General features: G+C 42.8%; 12 protein-coding genes. 6 read left to right on the top strand and 6 right to left on the bottom strand.

Going from position 1 to position 11,695, the window contains the following annotated elements; all coding sequences use genetic code 11:
- Positions 1–180: 180 nt before the first annotated feature.
- Positions 181–852 (bottom strand): Crp/Fnr family transcriptional regulator, encoded by a 672-nt coding sequence (locus KUL49_RS18515; RefSeq protein WP_131138230.1) that lies wholly within the window; start codon positions 850–852, stop codon positions 181–183.
- 86 nt (positions 853–938) lie between these two features.
- Between KUL49_RS18515 and KUL49_RS18510 the strand changes: the two genes are divergently transcribed.
- Entirely contained in the window at positions 939–1,844 is a 906-nt protein-coding gene (locus tag KUL49_RS18510) for a sterol desaturase family protein (RefSeq protein ID WP_131138229.1), read from the top strand.
- A 69-nt stretch (positions 1,845–1,913) separates the two neighbouring features.
- Complete coding sequence (locus KUL49_RS18505) at positions 1,914–2,153, top strand: VF530 family DNA-binding protein (RefSeq protein WP_131138228.1); 240 nt, start codon at positions 1,914–1,916, stop codon at positions 2,151–2,153.
- A 74-nt stretch (positions 2,154–2,227) separates the two neighbouring features.
- Here KUL49_RS18505 and KUL49_RS18500 read toward each other — a convergent pair whose 3' ends face one another.
- On the bottom strand, positions 2,228–3,568 hold the full coding sequence (locus KUL49_RS18500) for a GntP family permease (protein ID WP_131138227.1): 1,341 nt from the start codon (positions 3,566–3,568) through the stop codon (positions 2,228–2,230).
- Between the two features lie 260 nt (positions 3,569–3,828).
- Here KUL49_RS18500 and KUL49_RS18495 point away from each other — a divergent pair, with 260 nt between their 5' ends.
- On the top strand, positions 3,829–4,347 hold the full coding sequence (locus KUL49_RS18495; RefSeq protein ID WP_039216382.1) for a gluconokinase: 519 nt from the start codon (positions 3,829–3,831) through the stop codon (positions 4,345–4,347).
- Between the two features lie 68 nt (positions 4,348–4,415).
- On the top strand, positions 4,416–5,423 hold the full coding sequence (locus KUL49_RS18490) for a LacI family DNA-binding transcriptional regulator (protein ID WP_131138226.1): 1,008 nt from the start codon (positions 4,416–4,418) through the stop codon (positions 5,421–5,423).
- A 178-nt stretch (positions 5,424–5,601) separates the two neighbouring features.
- Here the strand turns inward: KUL49_RS18490 and KUL49_RS18485 are convergent, their stop codons facing one another.
- The 4 genes from KUL49_RS18485 to dinB all read right to left on the bottom strand — a co-directional run bounded on the left by KUL49_RS18485 (position 5,602) and on the right by dinB (position 8,282).
- The gene (locus tag KUL49_RS18485) at positions 5,602–6,492 is read right to left on the bottom strand and encodes an MBL fold metallo-hydrolase (protein WP_014950788.1); all 891 of its coding nucleotides are present in this window, start codon (positions 6,490–6,492) and stop codon (positions 5,602–5,604) included.
- 63 nt (positions 6,493–6,555) lie between these two features.
- The gene (locus KUL49_RS18480; protein ID WP_131138225.1) at positions 6,556–6,804 is read right to left on the bottom strand and encodes a DUF1653 domain-containing protein; all 249 of its coding nucleotides are present in this window, start codon (positions 6,802–6,804) and stop codon (positions 6,556–6,558) included.
- An 87-nt stretch (positions 6,805–6,891) separates the two neighbouring features.
- Positions 6,892–7,089, bottom strand: a complete 198-nt coding sequence (locus KUL49_RS18475; RefSeq protein ID WP_131138224.1) for a hypothetical protein — start codon at positions 7,087–7,089, stop codon at positions 6,892–6,894.
- A gap of 143 nt (positions 7,090–7,232) precedes the next feature.
- Entirely contained in the window at positions 7,233–8,282 is a 1,050-nt protein-coding gene (dinB, locus tag KUL49_RS18470; protein WP_131138223.1) for a DNA polymerase IV, read from the bottom strand.
- A gap of 90 nt (positions 8,283–8,372) precedes the next feature.
- Between dinB and KUL49_RS18465 the strand changes: the two genes are divergently transcribed.
- Together KUL49_RS18465 and KUL49_RS18460 are read left to right on the top strand one after the other, a co-directional pair.
- Positions 8,373–9,509 carry a site-specific integrase gene (locus KUL49_RS18465; protein ID WP_131138222.1) on the top strand — a complete coding sequence of 379 codons (1,137 nt, stop codon included), beginning with the start codon at positions 8,373–8,375 and terminating at the stop codon, positions 9,507–9,509.
- Entirely contained in the window at positions 9,506–11,686 is a 2,181-nt protein-coding gene (locus KUL49_RS18460) for a hypothetical protein (RefSeq protein ID WP_131138221.1), read from the top strand. The genes KUL49_RS18465 and KUL49_RS18460 overlap by 4 nt, the downstream gene beginning before the upstream one ends.
- Positions 11,687–11,695 lie beyond the last annotated feature (9 nt).

The following is an 11,695-nucleotide window of genomic DNA, read 5'->3' as shown; positions in this document are numbered from 1 at the left end:
ACTCAGACCCCATTATTAAGCGATCCCGCTTTCTTCGAGAGCACGCTAAGCAACATTCAGCACATTATTTTAGGCGGGCTAAAGACAGCGTAATACTTGATGCATGAGTTGCCATGGGCGTGGAATAAATTTGAGGGAGGGTCTTTTGGCGCTCTCGCATGTGGAGGACATTAACCACTCTTACAATGGTAATAGTGACGAACTTTCTTTCAAAAAACCTTCCAGTCGCTCGACCTGGGTAATTGCCACGCCCCCGTAGCGCTTTTCAATCAACTTTAAATCATACAGCTTCGTTAATGATTTATGTGCGGTAAGTACGGTAACGCCCAATCTTTCAGCATAATCGCTTTGCCTTAACGGTATAAAGACGTGCTTAGAGGTAAGGTACGATTGATAAATTAGCTTAGCTAACTGGACGTGAGTGGGTAAGCGTCGAATATCATCCAACCTTTCCAGCGCCGAGTGAAGCTTTATTGCCAGTGACCGGGTAATGAATTCAGCAATCGCTGGATGTTGGCTTGTCAGAGAACGGAAAGCAGGTTCAGGTATTTGTAATACCTTACATTCCGTTAGCGCTTCAGCGTGATGCGTTCTTGCAAGTGATGCATACAATGTGAACTCGCCAAACGTATCTCCTCGTTGCAATACAGTAGTAATTTGATAACTGCCGTCCAGGCCATAATTACCAATCTTTACTTCTCCTGATACTACAACAGACAGCCCTTTGTTTTTACCTCCCCTATCGTGAATTGTCGAGGTAGCCGCATAGGTTCTTAGCGTTCCAAAAGGCAAACAAAGCTCGACGTAGTCGTCAGGCATAATGGTTTGCTGCTTGCCGTGAATGTAAGACATGACATTCAAATCTATACAAGTATATATTCTTGAATGTTAACGCAATGTAAATTCACTCTCAACAATCTCTTGGTGGAGTCATTACAATGGGTTATCAATGGGCAATTTTAGCGGTTTTTATCATGTTTGCTTTGCTGGAAGCGAAGAATGGTAAGCTATTTAAAAAAGCGACAGAAGTAAGCGATGATGGAAAAGTAGAGCTGATAGGTACGTTACTCTTATTTATTGTAACCCAGCCACTGGTTCTATTTTGTTCTGCAACAATGATGGCACTAGCATTTCCCCAATATCAGGGAATACTTGTAGATTCCCCTATTCTCTTGCACATAGCGCTACTTTTTATTTTCGATGACATGATGCAATATTGGTGGCATAGGCTCTCACATTCCACCCGATTTCTTTACAACTTACATAGAGCCCACCATAACGCTAAGTACATGAGCGTTCGCATTATTTACAGAAATAACTTTTTCTATTACCTGTTTATGCCTTCGCTATGGTTTTCCGGCGCGCTAATCTACCTAGGATTGGGTTGGACCTATGCCTTTTACTTGGTGGTTAAACTTACCGTTATCACCGGCGCACACGCAGAGTGGAAATGGGACAAAACACTGTACAGTATTCGGTGGTTACATCCTGTAGCCTGGGTAATTGAACGCACAATATCAACGCCTTCAACACATAGTGCGCATCACGGATTAAAAGCCGATGACGGCGTCACCAACTATAAAGGTAATTATGGAAATCTGTTGTTCTTTTGGGATGTGCTATTTGGTACCGCTAAGATCACCAGGCAGTATCCTGCGCAATACGGTATTGAGGGGATGTTTTACGCCAACTGGAAAGAACAGCTTATTTGGCCGCTTTATAAAACACCACGAAAGCCTAAAGTAGTGCAAAGTCCATCAACGAAAGTGAACGATGCTAGCCAACCTTTGATACCGAACACAAAACAAATACCCACGAGTGAAACAATTGAAAGTAAAGCTTAGCGCATTGATACGCAGCAAGTGGGTTCGTGCTAGACTAGGGTCTTAATTTAGAACAAGCAGCGGCACTTTATGAATCAACAACCTAATAATCCCTTACATGGCTTAACGCTAGAGAAAATCGTCACGCAACTTCACGAGCGTTACGGATGGGATGGATTGTATTACCGCATCAAAGTGAACTGCTTTAATAACGATCCTTCGATTAAATCGTCACTTAAGTATCTTAGAAAAACCCAATGGGCGCGAGATAAAGTAGAGCAGCTTTATATACAGACGTTTAGTAATAATGCCTCAAATGGTGAATCTTAAAGCCATTTGAGCTGCAAAAGCTTGAAACCGGTTTCCACAAAAACGATTCAGGTGGGTCTGAGCCGCTTGGGACATTAGACAAATAAACCAAGCATTAGTACGAGAAAAAGCCCAATAAAACCTATTAGGGTTGCCATACACGTCCAAGACACAAACGTGTCTTTCACAGAAATATCAAAATAACGGTTTACGATCCAAAACCCCGTATCGTTCACGTGAGACATGGCCGTAGCGCCTGCCGCTATAGCAATTGTCATCAGGGCGAGTACTGATGGTGAAAACGCCAGTTCCTGCACTACAGGGCCCATTAAACCAGCAGCTGTTAACATGGCAACCGTTGCCGAGCCTTGAATAATTCTGACTGAAATCGCGATAAGAAACCCGGCTGCCAACGGGGGGAGCGGCGATAATGCGACAACATCGGCGAAGGCCTGCCCCGCCCCAGAATCGATGAGCACTTGTTTAAACATGCCACCCGCGCCTGTCACCAGTATGACTAGGGCAACCGGTTCTAACCCTCTTGATGCAATGTTTCTAATTTGTTCGCTTGATAAGCCTTGCTTCTTCCCTAGCACTTTAAAACAAGCAATGGTTGCAATGGTCAGGGCGATAAAGGGATGCCCAATAAATAGCAACGCCTCCTTCAAGACACCTTCGGAAAGCGTAAACTTTGCCAACGTACCCACCAGAATAGCCACTAGCGGAAATGTCAGTAGCGCCGCAACTGAACCAAAGCTGGGGAGTTCCTTTGGCTTTTTATGTGAAGCTTCAATGATATGGTTTGGGACAGGTACGTGCAGGCGTTTCGCTAAAAATGTTGCGTAAATTGGGCCGGCTAAACACGCGCAAGGAATACCAACGATAAAGCCAAACAAAATGACTAAGCCGATATCCGCCCCTAAAATTGAAGCTACCGCTACAGGTCCTGGTGTTGGAGGAATAAAAGCGTGAGTGACAGCGAGTCCTGCTGTGAGCGGGATTCCGTAATAAATAAGCGACTTTCCTGATTTCTTTGCTAACGAATAAATAAGAGGCATTAATATGATAAGCCCCACTTCAAAGAAGACAGGTATGGCAACAAGAAACCCCGTTAACACAACCGCCCACTGACTATTCTTATCACCAAATTTATTGTTGATAGTTTGCGAAAGCCTATCAATGCCGCCGGATTCTTCTAAGAATTGCCCGAACATAGCACCAAGGCCAACAATGGTCGCTACAAATCCCAGCGTGTTGCCCATGCCTGACTGCATGGAAGCCAGTACGTCGGCTGCTTCCATTCCCGTACCCAGACCAACAAACGCTGCAGCCACAAGGATAGCGATAAAAGCATGAACTTTTCTAACTACAACTAAATATGTGAGAAGCACAATGCTACAAATGGCGACAAAAAGAAGGGAAAAAGTATCGGTCATACGTGCTCTCTGGTACCTGTTAGTGACACTGTCTTCATGTTGACGAAGCCATAATACGGAAATCACCCGCTACCTTTACAAGCTAAGTTAAAAAACCCAGCCAATGTTAAATATTTATTAATACAAGATAGCTATCTGGTAACACTATTATAATCACCCCTTGAACGCAACCGGTTTCCAAACTAATATTTATGAGTAAAATGGAGACCAAATAACTCGCTCTTGATGTACTCCTGAACTTTAATGTGAGAGATAAGCTTATGACCCATTGCCATGTATTTTTCGTTTCGGGAGTTTCAGGGACTGGAAAATCGACTTTGAGCCAGCATTTAGCCCAACGTTTTGACATGCCTTTCGAAGAAGGAGATCGTTACCATAGCGAGGCAAACGTAGAGAAAATGTCTTCAGGTATACCACTGCAGGATGCAGACAGATGGGAGTGGTTAATTACGTTAAACATGATTGCCAAGCAACACATTCACGCCGGCCGGAACGTGGTTATAAGCTGTTCAGCGCTGCGCTCAGCCTATCGTGACGTGCTAACCAAAGATATCGCGCCTCACTGCCACTTTATTTACCTTCATGCGTCACAGTCTGTGCTTAGTGCGCGATTAAAACAACGGGAGCATTTTTTTAACGGTGATGCTATGCTCGAAAGCCAGTTTGCAGCCTTAGAGCTGCCTTCTAAAGACAACGCATTCATTATTGATGTTACACAAACTTTCGAGTGTGTTTCTCAGCAGGCGGAAGACTTTATACGCCCTTTGATATCGAATTAAACATCACGACATTAACACTCACTTCCGCGCGGATTAGCGGACCTAGCAGCACATAAAAAGATCGAAGAATGAGTAAGGTAAAAAAGTCACGCACAAAAATATCAGACGTAGCCAATCATTTGGGCGTTCACAAAACTACCGTATCTCGTGCGCTTAATAATTCTAGTGGCATTTCTAAATCACTCGCCCTTAAGATCAAAAATGCAGCGCGAGAGCTAAACTATATTCCGAACCGCGCCGCCCAATCATTATGCTCAGACAATAATAGAACCGTCGCGTTATTGCTTCCGTCTTTTGGAAACAACGTGTTTAATGATGTGATGTTAGGCGTGAAGGCCGTTGCCGACAAAGCCAATTATGCACTGATGATTGGCGACTCGACCTATACCGAGCTTGGCGAGGAGCGTACTGTAGAGTCTTATATCCAGCAGAACGTGAGTGGATTCATTCTTACTTCCACTCGCCACACTGAAGAAACGAGAAAAATGCTGCTAGCCACAGGGACGCCTGTGGCCGAAATTATGGATATTTCTAGTGAGCCTTTTGATATTAACTACGGGGTAAATAACGAATTAGCAGCCCAGTCTATGACCCAGCATCTTATCGACAAAGGGCGCCGCAACATTGCTTTTTGCTCATTGTATTTAGATTGGCGTGCAATATTGAGAAAGCAGGGCTGGGCAACCGCACTGGACAATGCTGAGTTGTCCGCCGAGCGATATGTTTCCTCTAAAGCCGACGCCACATTTCAAGCTGGTGCTGAGCTTCTTTCAGAAACACTGCATAAATGGCCGGATACTGATGCGCTATTTTTTGTGAGTGACGAGCTTGCTGCTGGCGCGGTGATGGAATGTAATAGACGAGGTATCAAGCCTGGTAAGGATATCGATATCTGCGGATTCAACGACTTGAGTTTTGCGCGCTCAATTTACCCTGCCCTAACAACCGTATCAGTCCCGCGCCGTAAGATGGCAGAAATGGCAGCTGAATCATTGATATCGCTAATAGAGGGCGAAGACGTTGAACAAGCGAGCCAAGTTCTACCCTTTGCGCTTAAAATACGAGAAACCGCTTAGTAAACGTTTGGCAGCTTTAGCCCCTAGACTTGGTGCTCGAAAACCTGCGCTTCCTAACCTATTGCCTTTGAAGTTAGTGCTCAAAAATCCAGTGATAGAGTCATTTTAACGAAATTGCAGGGTCGTAAAGAAAACTCCCCTGCACACTCGCTCGATATTAAAGTGTAACCAATACTATTTAGGCATCAGTATAGAGTGTAGTTATCCACTTCTCTTCATTGATGAAATTCCAGCTCCAGTCGGCCCATTTATCGTCTAAGCCCATCGCTTTAACTTCATCGAGGGTTTTGCCGTCTTGCTTAAGTGCCTTAACGTAGCTGAACGTTTCAGAGATCATAGCTAAAAATGCGCTATATTCTTGCTTGTTACTGATGTCGCCGTGGCCAGGAATAATAACGGTTTCATCGTCTATTTTAGCAAGCAGCTGTTTTACTGAGTCCATATAGCCTTCCACATTACCGCCAGCACCTTGGTCGATATAGGGAAAGCGACCATTAAAGAACAAGTCGCCAGTGTGCATAACGTTGGGTTGCTCGAACCACACTACGCTATCGCCGTCGGTGTGGCCTACTGCTAAGTGCATGACGTGAAGGGTTTCACCATTGAAGTAAATTTTTATTCCGTCTTCATAGGTGATAGTTGGCAGCGCTTCCGGTTTTATCTTTTCATCGTTAGCTAGGCGAACACGCACATTTTCGTGTGCCAGAATGGTCGCGCCTTTATGGCTGTGGAAAAACGCATTAGAGCCTGTGTGATCGCCGTGATAGTGCGTGTTTATCACATACTTTGGCTTGTCACTCCCGAGCTCACCAAGCTGGGCCGCTATCTTTTCTGCAAGCGGCGCAAATTGATCGTCGATGATCAAAACACCGTCTTCCCCAGCAGATACGCCGATATTTCCACCTGCACCTGTAAGCATGTGCACTGAGCCTTTTATCGCTGTCGCTTTAACTTCGACATCGGCAAATCTATCTTGTGCATTTGCGGGATTAATCGTTGAATAAACCAAAGGGCTCGCAGCAATAAACGCAGCCAAAATGTGTGCGCTAAAACGAGGTGCAGTTTTCATTATTATTTCCTTGTAAGAAGCCTGTTTATTAAAGACCTCTTACACTATGACCTAATTTCACAATTAGATCATTTTTTCGTCATTAGGAATATCACCCACATAAGCAAAACGAGGAAGGGTTTCACCCTCTTTTTCCACTGACTCGACGAACATATCAAGGGGGCGGACCCACAGCGCCTTTTCACCGTAACATGGGCGGTAAACCACTAGCTTGCTTTCATCTTCTGAATGGGTGGCTATTTCGTAGACATCGTACAAATTGCCTTTGTAGTGCTTGTATCGACCAGGGGTTTTAAGGTTTGTATTTTTCATGATGCCTCAGAGTTGACTATTATTAACCTTCGTATGCCCATTATACTTTGTGTCGACCGTGTAAAGTAGACTTCGTATGTTAGCGACTTACTTTAGCCCTTTAGAATGCCTCGCTAATTTCAGAGCATACTTCAAAGGCAGTAGCCCGCCACCTACAAACACAATTACCCTCAAAGCCTCATTTTCAACAAATAATTGAGGGCTGAAGAAACAAGCAATCACTACAACGCTTGCTATAATAGTAAAGGTAATATCGCCCCAAAAAGAAATTTTTCTAATCTGCATTTTCCGTCCCTGTTTCTCGCTGTAACCTTTGCACTCTAAAAACCATATTAGAACACTAAAATCTAAAAGTTGTCTAATCACAACATTCGAGAATACATAATGCGCATTTGATGCACTACTTACATTATAAAAAATGCTGGCGATTAGTCGCCTTCAAAAGGTAAAACCAGCTGTTGTGTAGATTGATCGGCGGCGAGTCCTATGTGCACACCTACAAGACGAATGCCCCGCCCTGTTGCTCGTTCGAAGGCTTCCTGCATTAACGTGCGAAAATACGCCTCATCAAGCGTGGCACAGCGGTGCTCTACCGTAGTTAGTTGGAAGTCGTTAAACTTAAGCTTAACGCCCTGCGTGCGAATACGTACCGGCTTACCCGTACGCTTCTTGTGATTTTCCATTCGCTCTTGAAGCTTTTCAAATAAATGTGGCAAAAAATCTATGCATTGATCGAAGGTGTGAATGTCTTCGCTTAGCGTGCGCTCTACGCCGATAGACTTTCGCTCACGAGATACCGATAGTTCACGCTCATCAATACCGTGAGCACGTTCCCACAGCACACTGCCAAATTTACCCAGCTCTTTTTGAATGCGCTCAAAAGGGTATTGGCGAACATCGTCGCAGGTATTAAGCCCCATACGCTGAAGCTTTTGCATGGTGACTTTGCCTACGCCCGGTATTTTCTTTAGTGGCATTTCGCGTACAAACTCATCGAGCTTATCAGGAGTAATAACACAAATTCCATCGGGCTTATTTTCATCGCTCGCCACTTTAGCCACAAACTTACAAGGCGCAACACCTGCTGAAGCTGTAAGCCCAAGTTCATTTTTAATGCGCTCGCGTATTTCTTCGGCAATTAACGTGGCGCTGCCACCGCAAAATTCACTATTAGTCACGTCTAGGTAGGCTTCATCTAATGATAAAGGCTCAATGAGGTCGGTATAATCAGCAAATATCTTACGTATTTTTTGCGACTCGGCAGCGTACACATCCATGCGCCCTTTTACGAGGGTCAAGTTTGGGCATAGCTTTAAAGCATACGCTGTAGCCATAGCTGAGCGCACACCAAATTTACGGGCGGGATAGTTACAGGTAGAAATAACCCCTCGACGGTCGGCACTGCCGCCTATCGCAATGGGAATATCGCGCAAGGCTGGGTTGTCGCGCATTTCAACTGCGGCGTAAAAACAATCCATGTCTTAACCTAAGGTGCTTTTTTATGCAGGTAATCTTGACAAAAAACCTTATAGGCTTAGAATGTCAAGAAATTGCAATACAAATTAATCATGATAACAATTAAAAAGATTCCTGATATTAACATTGGATATAAAACGGTTGATTCATTTGTTATTGAGCAAAACGCCACACCGCTTGTAGCGCCATCAGCTTTTTTGTTGCAGCTATCGAAATCCAGATCGTACAAAACAGTGGCGACGTACGCGTCACACCTTAAATCATTTTTTGGTGTGCTTGAGGATATGAAGGGAAGCGCTGCGGATGAATGGCAATTCATTACAGATAGAGAGATGAATGGCTACATTTACGGAGTGCTTCACCAAAAGAAAGGCTTGCTATCAAACTCCATTGATAATCATATTGCCTGTCTAAACGCATTTTATGGTTTTGCCTATAAACATGGTTTGATTACTACTCCTTGTGAATTCAGTTTCTCTTATGGAGGTGAGGATGTTGAAGGTTGGCAAGATGCCATTAACAACGTAATGCATGAGCAGTATTACTCTGAAAGTGAATTCGAAAAGGTCATCCTAAATCACCTTAAAGCTAAATCGTCATTTGTCTCAGACAGAAATGAGTTGATGATGAAAGTGGGATATTTCTTAGGTTTACGCTCTTTTGAGGTGGTGCATCCAAAAAATTTTGTGCTTTCTGCTATGAATAAGGCACTCCCAAAGTCAGAGCCAGTAAAGCCGCAGTTTATAGAAATATTCGGCAAAGGAAAAAAGGTGCGCAATGTTTCTTGTCCTGTTGCACTGCTAGAAAACTTTCACACATACCTATGGCGCTATCAAAACATACTAACTAAAAGTTCAGGTAATATTTTTTGTCGCCCTAATGGTACGCCAATCGCGACAGAAAACTACGCGACAACACTCTTTACGGATGCGAGAAATGCTTATCTTGAACGTAAAGATATTTCTGCTGAAGATAGAACATTATGGACGAAGAGAACGTTTCACAAATCAAGAAAATGTTTTGCAACAAATTATGTGGCTCATTGCTATGAAAATGAGTTAGACCCATACATACAACTGCCTCAGGTTATGGGTCATAGCAATATATCAACAACATTCAAGTACATTTATTTTGAAGCGTTATTGAACAAGCGGCAGTCTCGGCTTTCCGAGCTATCGCTGGAGTATACCAAAATGCACGAAAAGCGTTTTAGGGGTAAAAAACAGTGACGATAGAGCCAAAGGACAAAGGGTTAGAAGATCTATTGCCGGTCAATGTCCAACCCATAAATAACTCTAGTAATGCTGTGATGGTTAACGGCAGTGATGGCCGAGGGCTTCCAACTACCTTAGAAATTTCTGTTTCAACAGCACTAGCCCGCCAATCAATTATCGTTCTATATATCACTTATCTAAAAAAGGCGGATTTTCTTAAAAAATCACCTTCAACTCGTTATAGCACGGCCATTGACATCCGTAACTTTGTTAATTTTATTGAGCAAAATATAGATGAATTGGGTACGCCACTCCCCAAGGATTTATTTAAGCGTTACTTTAGTTACCTCAGAAAAGAAAGTAATAGGACTTCGTTATACAACATTATGTTGCATCTAAGAAAGCCCTTTAAAGACTACCAAATTGGACGGTTTGATTCGCCCCTCACAGGAGAAGGTGATTTAATGGATTACCTAAGCAATATGCCGAATGAAACTCCACCTGAAAGTCAAGCTAAGACGTCGATGGCTTTTTTGTTCGAAAAGGATTGTCCTTACACTGATAGGCAACTTGTTATATCGCTGAGGCTGCTCTGCTGTTTATTACTTGAAAAATTTTTAAAAATTAAAGAGTATTTTTTCTCTAATAAGGATGTGAAAGTAGCCATCGAAGAGCTAATTAATCAGGGTTATATCAATTCACATCTAAGCAGGAAATTTAATTTCGAACGTCCTAAAAATTCCTACGATGACGATGAATGGTTGGCTCATAAAAAGGCGGCAGAAGCTCTTTTGCAGGCTATTTCTAAAACAGATGATCCGTTTGTAAAAGAGATGTTTTTAGAAGGTACAGCTGGGGACCACTTTCCGGAGGGCATCGGTGAACAAGACAAGCTTGAGCGGATTTTTGACTATGTAGTAACTCCTCAAAAGAGGGCTTACTTCAAACTTCCAAGCAGAAGAATGTTTGGGGAAGAACAAGGATTCATGAAGCGTTGCTTAATTCGCTTTCGTACCTTGGGATTTTTAACGCCAAGATTTGTAGCTGGTATTACTGACGTTGAATGCTTCTTAATGCAGTGTTTATTGTCATCAGAGAGTATTCAAAGAAGCGCCCTAAGCAAACATAGGCTCGATGATTTTTCGCTGAAAGATACAGGCATTCAATCTCAATACAAAAAAAACAGGAGAAAAAGAGCTTCTACAACAGGATTGTATAAAACCAACACGCTTATTCATCAGGCTTACGAACGTTATGTAAACTGCGCGAGGGAAATGCAGGACTGGTTGCCTGAGAAACATCGCGGCAAAACCCTGTTTTACAGCACTGAAAATGTTTTCGGGGGGGCCATTGGTTCCCATCTGCCGTCACTCGATTTGCTTACTGTTATCTGCAAAAAAAATTCTTACATACGTTATTACTTGATGGAAGAGACCGGGGGCGAGGTCGAGCCAATTTTGTGGCTTCTGGAAAGAATCGCCAGTGCAAATATTAAGCAAAAATTAGCAAAAAGTAAGATAAAAAAATCTTCTTCAGTAAACAAGAGAACTATGGCACTTAACTGCGATGTAGTCTCAATGTCACGGAAAAGGATGGATGATAGCTTTGAACTGAGCCTTAAATCAGAAAATAAACACTCATCAACGAATGCGATTGAAGATGAAAGAGTCGCTGCTGAATTGACTGGGCACAGTCAATCAATGAAGAAAAATACATATAACCTCAGAAGTAATAGTAAAGAAAAGTTAGCTTCACTGAAAAAGTTTGGTCAGCAGGTAGGTGAATCAATGGAGGAAGATGCGTCTCGGATTAAAGCTCAGTTAGAACGGTCAAAAGTAGTTAGTTTAAAAGAGTTAAGAGTATTACTTGGTTTCAGCGATCAAATGACAAAAGTTGAAGATATGTTGTCTGAAATTGACGCTAGTGTAGTCGAAGTTTGGGGTGGCGTGACAATCTCTAATAATACATATGTTATTGCAAACTCAACAACTGGCATGCTCCTCTGGGGCTACATTAATCACATTAAGGGGGAGCTACCGAGATTGAGAAATGATTCTGAATTAAAGGCAAATGAGGCAACGCTGCAACTGGCTTATATGAATGAAATATTTTATCAATTCCCTTCGAAAGTTAAACAAGAATCTCAAGATATGTTTAAAGAATACGACATAACCTACCCTTCGCTAATATAAGGACATTTG

The sequence above is a fragment of the Alteromonas sp. KUL17 genome (assembly GCF_006538305.1).
GTDB lineage: Bacteria > Pseudomonadota > Gammaproteobacteria > Enterobacterales > Alteromonadaceae > Alteromonas > Alteromonas macleodii.
This window is presented reverse-complemented; position numbering and strand designations above follow the sequence as displayed.